Annotated in this window: 20 protein-coding genes; all 20 read left to right on the top strand. The window is 45.1% G+C overall.

Translation table 11 applies throughout. The features are described from left to right. Positions 1-41 precede the first annotated feature (41 nt). Positions 42-1,079, top strand: coding sequence for an S-methyl-5-thioribose-1-phosphate isomerase (gene mtnA, locus DSBG_RS19725; RefSeq protein ID WP_068966443.1), 1,038 nt, complete (start codon positions 42-44; stop codon positions 1,077-1,079). A gap of 180 nt (positions 1,080-1,259) precedes the next feature. Further along, a complete protein-coding gene (locus DSBG_RS19720; protein WP_068966441.1) occupies positions 1,260-2,561 on the top strand; it encodes an amidohydrolase in 1,302 nt (433 codons plus the stop codon). Positions 2,562-2,702: 141 nt separating this feature from the next. Beyond that, positions 2,703-3,071 (top strand): putative DNA-binding protein, encoded by a 369-nt coding sequence (locus DSBG_RS19715; RefSeq protein ID WP_068966439.1) that lies wholly within the window; start codon positions 2,703-2,705, stop codon positions 3,069-3,071. An 83-nt stretch (positions 3,072-3,154) separates the two neighbouring features. Beyond that, on the top strand, positions 3,155-4,510 hold the full coding sequence (gene ffh, locus DSBG_RS19710) for a signal recognition particle protein (RefSeq protein WP_068966437.1): 1,356 nt from the start codon (positions 3,155-3,157) through the stop codon (positions 4,508-4,510). A 33-nt stretch (positions 4,511-4,543) separates the two neighbouring features. Beyond that, entirely contained in the window at positions 4,544-4,786 is a 243-nt protein-coding gene (locus DSBG_RS19705; RefSeq protein WP_141694383.1) for a hypothetical protein, read from the top strand. Positions 4,787-5,189: 403 nt separating this feature from the next. Next, positions 5,190-5,456 (top strand): 30S ribosomal protein S16, encoded by a 267-nt coding sequence (gene rpsP / locus DSBG_RS19700; RefSeq protein ID WP_009620299.1) that lies wholly within the window; start codon positions 5,190-5,192, stop codon positions 5,454-5,456. 25 nt (positions 5,457-5,481) lie between these two features. Beyond that, positions 5,482-5,712 (top strand): KH domain-containing protein, encoded by a 231-nt coding sequence (locus tag DSBG_RS19695; protein ID WP_068966433.1) that lies wholly within the window; start codon positions 5,482-5,484, stop codon positions 5,710-5,712. Between the two features lie 137 nt (positions 5,713-5,849). Then, positions 5,850-6,350: a ribosome maturation factor RimM gene (rimM, locus tag DSBG_RS19690; protein WP_068966431.1), complete on the top strand. Its 501-nt coding sequence runs from the start codon at positions 5,850-5,852 to the stop codon at positions 6,348-6,350. A gap of 7 nt (positions 6,351-6,357) precedes the next feature. Further along, entirely contained in the window at positions 6,358-7,176 is an 819-nt protein-coding gene (gene trmD / locus DSBG_RS19685; RefSeq protein ID WP_068966429.1) for a tRNA (guanosine(37)-N1)-methyltransferase TrmD, read from the top strand. 57 nt (positions 7,177-7,233) lie between these two features. Then, positions 7,234-7,791, top strand: coding sequence for an RNA methyltransferase (locus DSBG_RS19680; protein WP_068966427.1), 558 nt, complete (start codon positions 7,234-7,236; stop codon positions 7,789-7,791). 155 nt (positions 7,792-7,946) lie between these two features. Next, on the top strand, positions 7,947-8,294 hold the full coding sequence (gene rplS / locus DSBG_RS19675; RefSeq protein WP_009620294.1) for a 50S ribosomal protein L19: 348 nt from the start codon (positions 7,947-7,949) through the stop codon (positions 8,292-8,294). A gap of 361 nt (positions 8,295-8,655) precedes the next feature. Then, complete coding sequence (lepB, locus tag DSBG_RS19670) at positions 8,656-9,153, top strand: signal peptidase I (protein WP_068966425.1); 498 nt, start codon at positions 8,656-8,658, stop codon at positions 9,151-9,153. A gap of 165 nt (positions 9,154-9,318) precedes the next feature. Next, the gene (ylqF, locus tag DSBG_RS19665; protein WP_068966422.1) at positions 9,319-10,143 is read left to right on the top strand and encodes a ribosome biogenesis GTPase YlqF; all 825 of its coding nucleotides are present in this window, start codon (positions 9,319-9,321) and stop codon (positions 10,141-10,143) included. Positions 10,144-10,260: 117 nt separating this feature from the next. After that, positions 10,261-11,076 carry a ribonuclease HII gene (gene rnhB / locus DSBG_RS19660; protein WP_176716332.1) on the top strand — a complete coding sequence of 272 codons (816 nt, stop codon included), beginning with the start codon at positions 10,261-10,263 and terminating at the stop codon, positions 11,074-11,076. 92 nt (positions 11,077-11,168) lie between these two features. Then, complete coding sequence (locus tag DSBG_RS19655) at positions 11,169-11,525, top strand: NADH-quinone oxidoreductase subunit A (RefSeq protein ID WP_176716334.1); 357 nt, start codon at positions 11,169-11,171, stop codon at positions 11,523-11,525. After that, the gene (locus DSBG_RS19650; RefSeq protein ID WP_068966418.1) at positions 11,516-12,037 is read left to right on the top strand and encodes an NADH-quinone oxidoreductase subunit B; all 522 of its coding nucleotides are present in this window, start codon (positions 11,516-11,518) and stop codon (positions 12,035-12,037) included. The genes DSBG_RS19655 and DSBG_RS19650 overlap by 10 nt, the downstream gene beginning before the upstream one ends. Then, positions 12,027-12,515: an NADH-quinone oxidoreductase subunit C gene (locus DSBG_RS19645; protein ID WP_068966416.1), complete on the top strand. Its 489-nt coding sequence runs from the start codon at positions 12,027-12,029 to the stop codon at positions 12,513-12,515. The genes DSBG_RS19650 and DSBG_RS19645 overlap by 11 nt, the downstream gene beginning before the upstream one ends. 13 nt (positions 12,516-12,528) lie before the next feature. Beyond that, the gene (locus DSBG_RS19640) at positions 12,529-13,632 is read left to right on the top strand and encodes an NADH-quinone oxidoreductase subunit D (protein WP_009620287.1); all 1,104 of its coding nucleotides are present in this window, start codon (positions 12,529-12,531) and stop codon (positions 13,630-13,632) included. A 25-nt stretch (positions 13,633-13,657) separates the two neighbouring features. Next, positions 13,658-14,713, top strand: coding sequence for an NADH-quinone oxidoreductase subunit NuoH (gene nuoH / locus DSBG_RS19635; protein ID WP_009620286.1), 1,056 nt, complete (start codon positions 13,658-13,660; stop codon positions 14,711-14,713). Between the two features lie 4 nt (positions 14,714-14,717). Continuing rightward, a partial coding sequence (locus DSBG_RS19630; protein WP_068966414.1) for a NuoI/complex I 23 kDa subunit family protein occupies positions 14,718-15,104 on the top strand: 387 nt, incomplete at its 3' end.

Genomic DNA, 15,104 nt, shown 5'->3' with positions numbered 1-15,104 from the left:
GCGGATGGAGAAGTCGGTAAGTTTTAGAAAGGGGTGGGACGATGAAATCGATTGAATGGCTAGGAAATTCTTTGCGAATATTAGATCAGAGCAAACTTCCAGTAGAAACTGTATATCGTAATGCTTTGTCCTATAAGGATGTTGCAGAGGCTATTGAACAGATGGAAGTACGTGGCGCGCCTGCTATTGGTGCAGCAGTTGCTTATGGATTTGCGTTAGGCGCAATAGAATATCAAGGGGATTTAGAAGGTTTGCCAAAATACATGGAAGAGGTCCAAAACAGGCTTGCTGAAACCCGGCCCACAGCTGTTAATTTATTTTGGGCACTTCGGCGCATGGAAGATCGATTGCGGGAATGTTGGGATGTCGAAGATTTGGATGAGGTGCGGCAGATTTTAGTTGAAGAAGCGGGTCGCATTGCCGAGGATGATCGCCGAATGAATCGTCTTATTGGACAACATGGGAATGAGATTGTCCCAGAGAAGGCCAATGTACTCACCCATTGTAACGCGGGAGCATTAGCCACAGTAGAGTATGGAACTGCCCTGGGTGTAATTAGAGCCGCTCATGAGGCCGGCAAGTCTATTCATGTTTATGCAGATGAAACACGACCTTTATTACAGGGGGCGCGTCTTACAGCTTTGGAACTTCTGCGAGACAAGATTCCAGTAACGTTAATTACAGACAATATGGCCGGATATTTGATGCAGCAAGGTAAGGTTGACCTCGTGATAGTCGGTGCGGATCGAATCGCGGCCAATGGTGATACAGCGAACAAGATTGGGACTTACTCCGTAGCGGTCTTAGCTCAAGCTCATGGCATCCCTTTTTACGTAGCGGCGCCAACCTCCACCATTGATTTAAAAGTAGCTAGTGGTCAGGAAATACCGATAGAAGAACGACCGGCTAAAGAAGTTCGTGAGTGCTTCGGAACAGCCGTCGCACCGGAAGAAGTGAACGTCTACAATCCAGCGTTTGACGTTACTCCGGCGAAATATATCACTGGGATTATTACAGAAAAAGGAATTGTGACTGCGCCTTATTCAGTTAACCTTCTTAAATTGTTGGTGCGATCCTAGAATCTTAGGAAATGTCTTGAGCAGCTTCGCTAGGTTTTCTTTATACTAATCAGAAAGTATAACTTTCGTTGTATACTTTCTGAAGCATAAGTGCAACTAAGGCGGCCGCCTTCGCTGAAGCTTGGCGCCGGCCAAGTTTTCTTTATAATCCTTTGACAACGGTTGTGAGGAGATGAAAGTGTGTCTAAAATCTTAATTCGGGCTATGGTATTGCCTATGACCGGGCAGGATGTGTTTTATCCCCAAGGAGAAATTGTCATAGAAAATGATCGGATTGTTTCGGTAGGGGAAAGGGGTTCTGCACCGGTAGGATTTGCACCTGATCGTATTCTGGACTTGCCAGAGGATGTGGTTATGCCCGGTTTGATTAATACCCATACCCATGCAGCGATGACATTACTCAGAAGCTATGCTGATGACCTGCCTCTAATGCCTTGGCTTAATGAGAAAGTTTGGCCTTTTGAAGCTAAACTAACAGAAGAGGACATTTATTGGGGGACTGCCTTAGCGCTTTGCGAAATGATTCGCTCGGGAACGACCACAATGCTTGATATGTATGCCTCAATGGATCAGGTTGCAGAAGCAGTGCTCAGGGCTGGGACACGTGCAGTCCTTTCACGGGGTTTAATCGGGAATGCTCCCAACGGCGAGCAGGCTTTCCAAGAAAATATCGATTTAGTTCACCGTTATCATGGAGCTGGTGAGGGGCGAATAAACGTTATGTTTGGCCCCCATGCCCCATATACATGTTCAGGGGAGTATCTCCAGAAAGTGAAAGCTGAGGCGGATCGCCTTGGTGTAGGTATACATATTCATGTGGCTGAGACTCAAGATGAGATAAACATTATTCGTGAGCAACATGCAAAAACTCCTGTTCAGTGGCTGGATGAACTTGGGATTCTTGGGGGGCATGTTGTCGCAGCGCACTGTGTACACTTGAACCAGATGGATATAGAAATCCTGGCAAATAGACACGTCTGTGTCGCGCATAATGCGGAAAGTAACATGAAGTTGAACAGCGGGACCGCGCCAATTACCGAGTTGTTGGCCAAAGGTGTTGTTGTGGGACTTGGCACAGATGGTGCGTCAAGTAATAACAATCTCGACCTTTTTGGGGAGATGCGTTCGGCAGCATTCCAACAAAAGCTCCGGGTGGATTCAACCGCTCTTCCAGCATATAAAGTGTTAGAAATGGCGACGGTTGGTGGAGCTCAGACGCTCGGACTAGAAGATGTCGGGATGATTGCCCCCGGTTTTAAGGCAGATCTCATCACCATAGATATGGATCAACCCCATTTTTATCCACGTTTTTCTGTCCCAGCTCACTTGGTTTATGTTGCTCATGCTGGGGATGTGCGAACGGTGATGGTAGACGGTAAATTTCTCATGGAAGAACGAAAACTTTTGACAATGGACGTGGGTACAGTTTGTAAAGAAGCGGAAACTCGGGCGAAGCGGATTTCAGCAGAATTGAATGGGTAAGTACGCGTGGATTTATGATTTGATTTGTAAATTCGAGATTCGTAATTCAGTAGGGCACTTGATGAATTGCCCTACTTGACAAACTCTTAGATTTAGTCTAGAATTCGGTTGTAAAGTAAAATTACTTTACAGGAGGTTGGGATGGAGAAACTTGCCAAAATGGCTCTCTTAGCAGATTTCTATGGCCCACTTCTTACAGAAAAGCAACGGAATGTTTGGGATCTTCATTATCAACAAGATCTTTCTTTGGCTGAAATTGCTGAGGTGGAACATATCAGCCGTCAGGCTATTCATGATTTAATCAAACGCACAGAGCGGATTCTTGCAGAATACGAGCAGAAATTAGGGCTTGTACAGAGGTTTTGGGCGGAACGTGAGAAATTAATGGAGATAAAAACCTTGTCACAGCAATTGCGGGAGCAAGATTTTACCAGCCAATCGGCATGGGTACGTCACCAACAACTGCGCGCCATGATTGATGAAGTATATGTTAATATTTTGGATATTTAATAGCAGAAGATGGCGCACAGATACTGGAAGACGAAATTTGAAGTCTATAGTTTTACTCGATCAAAGCGAAAGCGGGGACAGGTATGTTTCAAGGACTGAGCGAAAAACTCCAAGAAACATTTAAAAGGCTCAAAGGAAAGGGCAAATTAAAGGAAGCAGATGTCAATGAAGCTATGCGCGAAGTTCGCATTGCTTTATTGGAAGCGGATGTTAACTTTAAAGTGGTTAAAGACTTTGTGGCCAAGGTTAAGGAACGTTCGATCGGACAGGAGGTTTTAGAATCTCTGTCTCCTGCACAATATGTCATTAAGATCGTGCATGAAGAAATGATTGAACTTATGGGTGGCGCGACAGGCAAAATACCCATTGCCTCAAAACCGCCAACTGTGATCTTATTATTAGGCCTTCAAGGAGCTGGGAAGACAACCCATGCTGCGAAATTGGCCAATATGCTAAAAAAACAAGGCAAGCATCCATTGCTGGTTGCCTGTGATATTTATCGACCTGCTGCTATTAAGCAATTGGAGGTTTTGGGAGAACAGGTGAAAGTACCGGTGTTCTCTATGGGTCAGGTTTCCCCAGTAGAAATTGCTAAAGCCAGCATTAAACACGCCAATTCGAATGGCCAAGATGTGGTTATCATCGATACGGCCGGACGTTTGCATATTAATGAAGAATTGATGACGGAACTTCGAGACATTAAAAATGCTGTAAAGCCTCACGAAATCTTATTAGTAGTTGACGCTATGACGGGGCAGGATGCAGTTAATGTGGCAGAATCGTTTCACAAAGATCTGGGCCTTGACGGTGTTATTCTTACAAAGTTGGATGGAGATACTCGCGGTGGGGCTGCACTCTCTATCAAAGCAGTGACCGGGTGTACCATCAAGTTTGCAGGAATAGGCGAGAAAATGGATGCCATAGAGCCTTTCCACCCAGATCGTATGGCTTCTCGTATTTTAGGGATGGGTGATGTTTTAACCCTAATCGAGAAAGCGCAAGAGTCTTTCGATGAGAAAAAAGCGAAAGAAATGGAACAAAAGTTGCGTAAGCAGGAATTCACTCTCGAGGATTTCCTGGATCAAATGCAGCAGATGAAAAAAATGGGACCTCTCTCCTCAATTTTAGAGATGATTCCCGGCGTAGGGAAGCAGTTAAAAGATGTACAAATTGACGAAAAAGACACAGCCCATCTAGAGGCTATCATTCGCTCGATGACGCCAGAAGAACGCCGAAAACCATCGGTCATTAAAGATTCACGTAAAAAAAGGATTGCCAAGGGAAGCGGAACATCGGTTCAAGACGTCGGACGCCTTCTAAAACAATTTGAACAAATGCAGAAAATGATGAAACAGTTTGCCAGCCCCGGCGGAATGCTTGGGGGCGGTAAAAAAGGCAAAAAGGGAAAGAAATCGGGAATGCGATTTCCGTTTGGGTGAGGGACTTGTGTGACACAGCCCTCGGTGCCTACGATGCAGAGCAAACTAACCGTTCAAGCTCTTTCTCTGGGGAGCGGGGCAGTGCACATCCGCTGGCCCGAAGACACGGTCTTCGCACGAATTAGCCTTCTTGCAGGATGGCCGAGTGTCCCTGAAGTCCGTGAAGACACTGTCTTCGCACGTATTAACCTTCTTGCAGGATGGCGAGAAGGGACCTTGTGCACTGCCCCGTGTGTGGGGTCGCTTTCACGGAGTTTGCTAATTCTGCTTACGTAGAGACCTCGGGCTCGTGTCACACTGCGTCCTGGGCTTGGGTCGAGGGGCGGGTTTAGTGCTGCTTTGCAGATAGTTGGGAATTCCTATTTAGGCACGAGGTGCTAGGGAGACGGCATATTTCATGTGCACCGTCTGGTGTATGGGGTAGCTCACGTTGAGTGTTGCGTTTGCCACGCATCCCTGGGTTGGAACGGGGAAAATGTGCTATTACATTGATGGACACACGCTATAATATAGCGTTGTTTATATAATAAACTTGCTTTAAACGGAGTTTTAAACTCCATCTTGAAGTTTAGTTAATCTAATCTAGGGGCAAAATGAGCGATGTACGATATTGAATGTATGACATTCAACCTCGGATTTCGAACTTCGAACCTCTATAATACGATAAGGAGGTGAAAACATGGCTACGAAAATTCGTTTATGTCGCATGGGAGCAAAAAAGAATCCTTTCTACCGTATGGTTATTGCTGATGCTAAAGCTCCGCGTGATGGACGTTTCATTGAACAAATTGGATATTATGACCCGACAAAGAGTCCTGTAGTTTTGAACATTGATGAGGAAAAGGCTTTAAAATGGCTCTCCACAGGGGCACAGCCTTCAAATACTGCTAAGTCTTTGCTGAGCCAATCTGGTATCTTAACTAAATTCCACGAGTCCAAGAACTAAGTGTAGTGTGTGGGGGGTGGTTCCTGTGAAGGAACTTGTTGAAATCCTCGCGAAAGCGTTAGTCGATCATTCTGACCAAGTTCTCGTTGCCAAGTCCGAGACAGACAAGAGTGTGCATTTACAACTGACTGTCGCTCCTGAAGATATGGGGAAGGTTATTGGGAAACAGGGGAAGATTGCAAACGCTATTCGTACGCTGGTTAAAGCGGCAGCCGTCAAAGATGGTCGTCGAGTTCATATGGACATTGATCAATGACGTTGAGAAGGGCTTAGTGCCCTTCTCAACGTCTTAAATCTATCTGCTGCAAGAAGCTTAATTCGTGCGAAGACAGTGCTGCAAGAAGGTTTAACCCGTGCGAAGACAGTGTCTTCGTGTGGAAAGGGGCAACGGATATGGATGAAGTGCTGATTGGAGAAGTTATGCGTCCACATGGGTTAAACGGGGAACTGAAGATTTACCCATTAACGACAGACCTTGAGCGGTTTCTAAAACTGCAGGCAGTCATCTTACGGCGTGGGGAGATCAGTCAACACTTCAAAATTATTAAGGCTCGCGTGCAGACGGATTTAGTCTTTCTCACTATTGAGGGGATAGATTCCATAGACCAAGCGGAAAAATATCGAGGGTGGGAAGTGCGGATTGATCGCTTAGAAGTTCCTCCTCTTAAAGAAGGATGGTACTATTTCGAGCTTGAAGGGATGCAAGTCTACGAAGGAGATAAGCTGTTAGGTACTTTGTCTCAGGTCTTGGAAACTGGAGCGAACGATGTTTATCTTATTAAGGGAAGCAAAGGTGAAATATGCATCCCGGCACTTAAAAGTGTTGTTCAGCATGTAGATGTTTCAGGTCGACGCATGGATGTGATACTTCCCCCAGGGTTGTTGGAGGATTAAATAACTGATGATGCAAATGACTGTCTTAACGCTATTTCCAGAGATGTTTGCACCCGTGCAAGAAAGCATTCTGAAACGAGCACAAGAAGCTGGATTACTGCAGATTAACCTTATTAATTTTCGGGATTATGCTACCAGTAAACATAAGAATGTCGACGATGTTCCCTATGGCGGGGGGGCTGGAATGCTCTTGAAGCCGGAACCGATTTTTGCTGCGATACGAGATTTGCCTCAACCTCGCGGTAAGAGAAGGATCATTCTCATGTCTCCGCAGGGCCACGTTTTTCACCAAGAAAAAGCTAAACTTTGGTCGAAACAAGAAGAGCTGGTTTTTATATGCGGGCACTACGAAGGATTTGATGAGCGAATTCGTGAGTTGGTTGATGAAGAGGCCTCCCTCGGAGATTACGTATTAACTGGCGGAGAACTGGCAGCGATGGTGATGATCGATGCAGTGGCGAGACTTATTCCGGGAGTGCTTGGAGAAGATGCTTCTGCGGAGGAGGACTCGCATTCGACTTCACTCTTGGAGTATCCACAGTATACGCGCCCTGCTGATTTTGAAGGGCGGCAGGTTCCAGACATATTGTTATCTGGGCATCATGCTCTGATCAAGCGATGGCGGCGAAAAGAGTCTCTCCGGCGCACTTTTCTGCGGCGTCCGGATTTAATTGTGGCAGGTATTTTTGGGGCAGACGATTATCCGCTTTTGGAAGAACTTGCCCTTGAACACATAGAAATCGCATCATGGAAAGCGTTGTGGGAACATCTCTGTCCGCAACCTAAACGTCGGCGACGTTCCTCAACGATTTCTGAGCAAAAGTAATATAAATTGAATCTGAGAGGCCTTTGATTTAAGGTTAGCAGGTTGGGAGGAATCTCCATGGCGAACATTTATTTAGCTTTGATCCATGCCCCTGTCTACAATAAGAATATGGAGACAGTCGCGACTTCAATCACAAACTTAGACCTCCACGATATTGCGCGTTGTTCAACAACCTACGGCATAAAACGTTATTATGTGGTCCACCCCGCTGAAGCACAGCGCAAGTTGGCTGGTCGTATAATGGGATTTTGGCAAGAAGGTTATGGCGCGGACTATAATCCAGACCGGCAGGAAGCGTTCTCGCGGGTAAAAATCGCAGAGAATCTAGCTGAAGTTTATGCCGAGATTGAAGCAGAAAACGGGGTAGCTCCTATCAAAGTGGCGACTGATGCTCGAAAATATTCCAATACGGTCACTTATGTTCAGCTCCGTAAGGACATAGAAACTTCAGAAACACCGATTCTTTTATTGTTTGGGACGGGTTGGGGACTGCTCAAAGAAGATGTTGAATCTATGGATCGAATTCTGGAGCCAATCTATGGACCGACGGATTATAATCATCTGTCCGTGCGTTCTGCAGTGGCGATTATATTAGATCGTCTACGCGGACACTGATGTTCTGTCATTCATACAGGCAGTTTATGTCACTAACTTGAAAATTATTGCATAACTAAATAGGTTGTGATAAAATAAATAGGCCTGATGATAGATGGTCCGCTCTCTGAGAATCAGTGTATGAACATCTAGGCAAGGAAGGAGGGAATTTAATAATGGACTATATTCGAATGATTGAAGAAGAACAAATGAAAAAGGATCTTCCTCACTTCCGTCCAGGTGATACAGTACGTGTACATGTGCGCATTGTTGAGGGAACCCGTGAACGTATTCAACTTTTTGAAGGGCTTGTCATTGCGATGAAAGGTGGCGGCATCAGAGAGACATTCACTGTTCGTCGTGTCTTCGCTGGCGTTGGAGTAGAACGCACTTTCCCGTTACATTCGCCTCGTTTGGATAAGATTGAGGTGTCTCGTCGGGGCGTGGTTCGCCGGGCTAAGCTTTACTATTTACGTGCACTCTCAGGTAAAGCGGCACGGATTCGCGATCGTCGCAGCATCTAAGGTTAAAAATGGGCTGGAGCAATCTAGCTCTTTTTTTTTACTAGTTTGAACGTATAGCTGACAGTTATATACTTTTCTCGTATGATAGAGCTTTGCCATACTGCAAGAAGGCTAATACGTGCGAAGACAGTGTCTTCGGGCAGCGTTCTAATATCGAACGTCTTGTTCGAGTTTTAGCTACAGATACTCAGTATCACGACATCTTGTTTCCATGGCGATGCTCTGACATCGAACATCCCTGTAGTGCGTCAAGCATGACGTTTTGTTTTTATTATTTTGGAACTTTGGTGTATGCTCTGCCGAATCTTGTTCATACTAAAAGAGTAGTGCAAGAGGGGAGCGTAACGATGGAACATAAGAAATCAAAAAAAAATGGGTTTTTGGTATTATTGCCGCAGTTCTACTAATTGGCGGGGTTTTACGTTGGGGAGTATGGCAACCTTATCTTATTCCGTCGCCTTCAATGGAACCTGGGATGATTCCTGGAGACCGCATTCTTGTTAACCGCCTTGCGTATCGCTGGTGGGCTCCAAACCGAGGAGATATTATTGTATTCGCGTTTCCGATGGATACAAAACGGACTTTTATTAAACGAGTTATTGCAGTCGAAGGTGAAAAGGTAGAACTTCGCGACAATAAAGTTTTTGTGAACGAGAAAGTTATTCAGGAACCTTATGTTAAACCAGGTGATTACCCTCCTTTTGGCCCAGAAGTTGTTCCGGAGGGGAAGGTATTTGTCTTAGGGGATAATCGGCGTCAGAGTGAAGACTCGCGAGAGTGGGGACTTCTTCCTAAAAACTACCTTTTGGGAAAAGCGTGGTTGCTATACTACCCTTTTCAGCGTTTTAGATTTTTTTGACAATAGCGCAAACCTCGAATATTCTTGTTCAAGACATGACTGAAGCATAAGCGCAACTAAGGCGATATCCGGTGCGTACAAGCTAACAAGAAGGCTAATACGTGCGAAGACAGTGTCTTCGTGTGTGGGTTAGTCAGGTTTTTAAAAGATAATGAGGGATAATCAATGACTATTCAGTGGTTTCCAGGGCATATGGCTAAAGCAAGACGCCTTTTAATTGAACAAATTCGATGGGTAGACGTTGTTTTAGAACTTGCCGATGCTCGTATACCGATTAGTAGCCGAAACCCAATGCTCGATAAATTACTCGGCAATAAACCCAGAATATTACTGCTTAATAAAGCGGATTTGGCAGACACCAATTGGACATCAAAATGGCTTACCCAGCTTAGAACATCCAGCCCTGCCTTTGCTGTTAGTGCGACTACAGGGACAGGCGTTAAACAGATCGTACCAGAATTAGAACGGATGGTGCTGGCTAAACAAACAAGGCAGGCCAATAAGGGCATTAGACCCCAGATGATTAAGGTCATGATTGTTGGGATACCTAACATTGGTAAATCATCCTTGATTAATCAATTGACAGGTGGAGCTCAAGCCAAAGTAGGTAACAAGCCAGGTGTGACCCGTGGAAATCAATGGGTTAGAATTCATGAACGTGTTGAACTCCTTGATACACCTGGAATGTTGTGGCCAAAATTTGAAGTGCCTGAGGTTGGACAAAAGCTCGCCGCACTTGGAGCAATAAAAGACGATGTTCTTGATATAGAAGAATTATCCCTTTGGATAATAGATTGGCTTAATGCGTATTCTCCGGATGCCTTGCTCCGTTATCAAATTTCGGACGCAGAGGTCACCTTGGAGACGTTGGGACGAAAACGTGGGTGTTTGATTCACGGTGGGCGTGTTGATACACTAAAGGCCGCTCAAATTCTCTTGCGTGAACTACGTATGGGACAACTTGGTCCAATAACAATGGATCGTTTCTAAATAAATAAATTTTAGCTTGTGCATCTATAATCTGGTATCAGTGAATATTATACACTGATTAAAGGAAATTGACTTTATATGTCGAAGTGAGAATTAGGGAGAGAAGAGGAGAAAAGTGTGGAAACGTTATCCCAGATGAATATACGGGAAGTTGAAGAAGCACTGTATAAAAATCCTTCCCCTCGAATGCTTTCTGCATGTCAGAATGATCCGCGGCAGGGAGTTCGACAGCTTGCAGTGCGATTGGTTAAATATCAGCAAGCCCAGGCTCTTGAAGAAACCCGTATCCAAAAACTACTTGTGGAAGAGCAGAAATTATGGAATCAAGGATATCTGTTGCTGGCGGGAATTGATGAAGCGGGCCGCGGACCGTTGGCTGGACCAGTCGTTGCTGCAGCATGTATTCTACCGGCACAGTTCGATTTATCCGGTCTTAACGATTCGAAAATGCTGACGGAGAGTAAACGAGAGAAATTATACATTCAAATTCAAGCCCAAGCGATTGATTATGCTATTGGAAGTGCTGAACCAGCCGAGATTGATGCCTTGAATATTTTACAGGCTACTAAGTTAGCAATGAAACGCGCGGTCGAAGGGTTGACAGTCCGTCCCCATTATTTACTGATTGACGCGTTAAGACTTCCTGGGATTCATATTCCGCAGCTTCCCCTTGTCAGGGGAGACCAAATAAGTGCCACAATCGCAGCAGCCTCGATCTTAGCAAAAGTGACAAGGGACCGATTGATGGTAGAACTTCATGCCCTTTATCCGGAATATACATTTTCCAAAAATAAAGGGTATGGAACGAGTGAACATATGCAAGTTTTGCGGCGTTTAGGACCATGTCCTCTTCACCGAAGAAGTTTTGCTCCGGTGAAACAAGGAACGTCGGTTAGTTTAGAAAGAAAGGTAGGTGATGCTGCGGAGTGCTAAATTATTGACCATAATGGATAGTTGTGGCACAATAGGTTTAGCTCATAGAAGCGGGGCATCGGACTTTTTTATGAAGGGAGGTTAAGAAGATGATTGACAATAATTTTGCTGGTGTAGGTGTGTTTCTCGTTGGTGCAATAGCTGTATCGATTATTATGATGATCGTGCCAAAGTTGCTTGCACCCCATAAACCAAACAAAGAAAAATGTACGACCTATGAGTGTGGTAACGAGACAATTGGACGGACGTGGCTAGGATTTAAGAGCAATTATTTTATGTATGCCTTAGTATTTACAGCCTTTGACGTTGAAACCGTTTTCTTGTATCCCTGGGCTCTCACATTCCAAAAACTAGGGACATTCGCTTTTGTGGAAATGTTCGTCTTTATTGTCATTCTCTTGGTTGGTTTCTGGTATGCTTGGAAGGAAGGTGCTCTAGAGTGGATGTAGCTTTGGAAAAAAAGCTTCGCGACGATGAAACATTGCTGGAAAAAAACATTTTGGTTACCAACATCGATAAACTCCTGAACTGGGCACGTGGACATTCCTTCTGGCCAGTTACGCTGGGCTTAGCTTGCTGCGCTATCGAGATGATGGCTACGGGCGGGCCTCGTTATGACATTTCTCGCTTTGGGTATGAAGTTTTCCGTGCTTCACCGCGTCAGGCAGATGTCATGATTGTAGCGGGTACTTGTACTCGGAAGATGGCTCCACTGTTACGTCGTATTTATGACCAAATGCCCGAGCCTAAATGGGTTATCGCTATGGGGAGCTGCGCCTGCGCAGGGGGACCCTTTGTTGATTCCTATTCTATGTTGGCGGGTGCCGATAAAGTTGTCCCAGTCGACGTTTATATCCCGGGTTGCCCACCGCGACCAGAATCTTTGTTATATGGGCTATTGCAACTTCAATTTAAAGTTTCAAATCCCGCAAAGGTGAGGTTGATGAAACATGGAAAATAAAGTATTAAAAGAGCAAGTGGAGAAACTTGCCGCTCAAGTCAATGGCGAAGTAGAAGAGATCATAGGGGAGCTTGTCTTAAAAGTTAAGGCTTCTTATGTTATTGAAACGCTAAAGGGAGCTAAAAGCTTCCCCAATGTTCCATGTGACTTTTTACACGATCTGTGTGGAGTTGATGGCGTAGATCATTTGGAAGCAGTTTATCAGTTGACAAGCCTGCGCGGACCGCAGCGTTTACGCGTGAAGGCGATAATTGACAGAGAAAATCCGGTGATTGATTCCGTAACTAGTATATGGCAGGGCGCAAACTTCTTAGAGCGTGAGGCCTATGATATGTTCGGGATTAATTTTAAAGGACATCCCAATCTCAAACGGATTTATATGTGGGATGATTTTGAAGGTTATCCGTTGCGCAAGGATTATGTGACCGAACCCATAGAGGTTCGCAATATCGTGCGCACACGTATAGAAGGGGAATAGGGGGGAAAAAACCTTGACTATTGAAAAAACCGAAGAACTCCTATTGAACATGGGCCCCCAGCACCCGAGTATGCACGGATTGTTTCGCATGGTGGTCAATTTAGAGGGTGAAACGGTTACAAAAATTGATCCCAAGATGGGGTATCTGCATCGGGGGATAGAAAAACTAGCTGAAAGCCGGACTTATTCACAATTTATCCCTTATACTGATCGTTTAGACTACCTCGCTTCTCCGCATAATAACTGGGCCTATGTCCAAACCGTTGAAAAACTGATGGGTCTTGAAATTCCCGAACGGGCGGAATACCTTCGGGTTATTTTTGGTGAGCTTGCCCGGATAGCCAGTCACCAGGTTTGTATTGCTAGTACGGCGCTTGATATGGCAGGATGGTCGGCATGGTCTTATGCTTTCCGTGATCGTGAACGGATCTGTGATATGTATGAGATGACGGCAGGCAGCCGCTTAACAGTAAACAATATGCGCATAGGTGGCATGAGTAATGAGCCTCCGGCAGAATTTTGGCCGGCGCTAAAATCGTTTCTCGATGATACTCCAGAGATGCTTGAAGAATATAACGGAATATTTTTCGGGAATGAGATTGCCCAAGGTCGCTTGAAGAGCGTTGGTATCTTATCGAAGGAGCTCGCGGAAAACCTGTCTATTACTGGTCCGTGCTTACGGGCGTCTGGTGTCAATTACGACGTGCGTAAAGCTGAGCCCTACAGCATCTATGATCGATTTGACTTTAATGTACCTGTGCGATACGGCTGCGACAGCTATGATCGTACTATAATTCGGATGGATGAGATTGTAGAAAGTGTCAAGATCATCAAGCAAGCTGTCCGTGATATTCCGGAAGGTCCGATTATGGCTAAGGTACCTAAAGTTATCAAACCTCCGGTTGGTGAAGTATATCACCGCGTGGAGAATCCCAAAGGGGAATTGGGCTTCTATATCGTTAGTGATGGGACAACTAAACCAGCACGGCTTCGGATTCGCGCGGGCACATTCATTAATCTGCAGATGCTCCCAATTGTGTCTTTAGGATGGAAAATCCAAGACGTTGTTGCGATTTTTGCAACATTGGATGCAGTGTTGGGTGAAGTCGATAAGTAGTAAATTGCAATGAGGGGAGAATAAGATGGACGCTTTAAACACTATAAACAATGTGTTTTTGATAATTGCGGCTGCCATCCGTAGTCTTTTTGCGGATCCCCACTCAGTTTGGGCTAATTTAACCATGGATGTCATTAATTTCATCATCGTGGTTATCATTGTTGTCCTAGCTGCTTTGATCTTGATTTTACTTGAACGCAAAGTGGCAGGGTGGACATCACAAAGGCCAGGGCCCAATCGTCTAGGTCCGCGGGGATGGTTCCAAACTATAGCAGACGCCTTGAAACTCATGGGTAAAGAAGATATCACTCCGGCAGGCGCTGATAAGTTTATTTTCAAAATCGCACCGATGATTATTTTCTCTCTGCCGATGATGACCTTAGCGGTCATACCTTATGGAAATGGTATGGCACCCATTAATCTTGATTTAGGAATTTTTTATTTTCTTGCCATCTCCGCAATCTCAACTGTTGCTTTCGTAATGGCTGGATGGGGATCAAATAATAAATACTCATTACTTGGTGGAATGCGGGCAGTAGCTCAAATGATCAGCTACGAAATCCCCTTGCTCTTCTCTTTACTTGGGGTTGTTATGATCACTCAGTCGTTTAATTTAGGAGTTATTGTGGAGGCGCAAAAAACCGTTCCCTTTATTCTTATTCAACCTCTGGCATTTGTGATCTACATCATCGCTGGTTTGGCAGAAGTTAACCGTGCACCATTTGACTTGGTTGAAGCGGATCAAGAAGTTGTTGCCGGACCATTTACAGAGTATACTGGACTCCGCTGGGGATTGTTTTTCCTCGGAGAATATGGGAACATGACTGCTGTTTCCGCACTTGCTGCGACCGTGTTTCTCGGTGGTTGGCAGGGACCTGCTCCCATTCCAGGTTGGGTTTGGTTCTGGATGAAAGTCGGGATTATCATCTTCTTTATGATGTGGGCTCGCTGGACTTTCCCAAGAATTCGTATTGATCATTTAATGCACTTAGCGTGGAAGGTCTTGTTACCACTTTCAATTTTGAACATTTTTTTAACGGGTCTGGGGATATACATTTACCGGCTCGTGATGGGAGGGTGACACAGTGTTTGGTAAAGGTCTACTTACAGGTCTAGGCGTCACGTTCAAACGCATGGTCGGTCCCAATATCACGGAGTTTTACCCTGAGCAGAAACCCAAGCTTCCGACTAGGGTCCGTAGTTCCATGGGATTACAACGGGACAAGTGTATTTCGTGCAACATGTGCGCAATGGCCTGTCCGAACGGGGTTATCAAACTAACTAGTGAAAAAGATGAAAACAACAAAAAAGTTCTCAAAACCTATCATATGGATGTTGGGCGTTGTTTGTTCTGCGGTATGTGCACTGAAGCCTGCCCGACGAAGGCTTTGACAGTGACTCAAGAGTACGAAAACGCTGTTTATGAACCAGAAGATATGTATTGGGATATGCTAAAACGGGCCGAACGAAAA

This window comes from Desulfosporosinus cupriresistens (genome assembly GCF_001707885.1).
GTDB lineage: Bacteria > Bacillota > Desulfitobacteriia > Desulfitobacteriales > Desulfitobacteriaceae > Desulfosporosinus.
This window is presented reverse-complemented; position numbering and strand designations above follow the sequence as displayed.

Excerpts from the sequence above, each read along its gene's own strand:
- nuoH (WP_009620286.1), top strand. The coding sequence starts at position 13,658 with ATGGACGCTTTAAACACTATAAACAATGTGTTTTTGATAATTGCGGCT.
- DSBG_RS19645 (WP_068966416.1), top strand. The coding sequence starts at position 12,027 with ATGGAAAATAAAGTATTAAAAGAGCAAGTGGAGAAACTTGCCGCTCAA.
- DSBG_RS19680 (WP_068966427.1), top strand. The coding sequence starts at position 7,234 with ATGGCGAACATTTATTTAGCTTTGATCCATGCCCCTGTCTACAATAAG.
- rimM (WP_068966431.1), top strand. The coding sequence starts at position 5,850 with ATGGATGAAGTGCTGATTGGAGAAGTTATGCGTCCACATGGGTTAAAC.
- ffh (WP_068966437.1), top strand. The coding sequence starts at position 3,155 with ATGTTTCAAGGACTGAGCGAAAAACTCCAAGAAACATTTAAAAGGCTC.
- ylqF (WP_068966422.1), top strand. The coding sequence starts at position 9,319 with ATGACTATTCAGTGGTTTCCAGGGCATATGGCTAAAGCAAGACGCCTT.
- trmD (WP_068966429.1), top strand. The coding sequence starts at position 6,358 with ATGATGCAAATGACTGTCTTAACGCTATTTCCAGAGATGTTTGCACCC.
- mtnA (WP_068966443.1), top strand. The coding sequence starts at position 42 with ATGAAATCGATTGAATGGCTAGGAAATTCTTTGCGAATATTAGATCAG.
- DSBG_RS19705 (WP_141694383.1), top strand. The coding sequence starts at position 4,544 with ATGCAGAGCAAACTAACCGTTCAAGCTCTTTCTCTGGGGAGCGGGGCA.
- rplS (WP_009620294.1), top strand. The coding sequence starts at position 7,947 with ATGGACTATATTCGAATGATTGAAGAAGAACAAATGAAAAAGGATCTT.
- DSBG_RS19715 (WP_068966439.1), top strand. The coding sequence starts at position 2,703 with ATGGAGAAACTTGCCAAAATGGCTCTCTTAGCAGATTTCTATGGCCCA.
- rpsP (WP_009620299.1), top strand. The coding sequence starts at position 5,190 with ATGGCTACGAAAATTCGTTTATGTCGCATGGGAGCAAAAAAGAATCCT.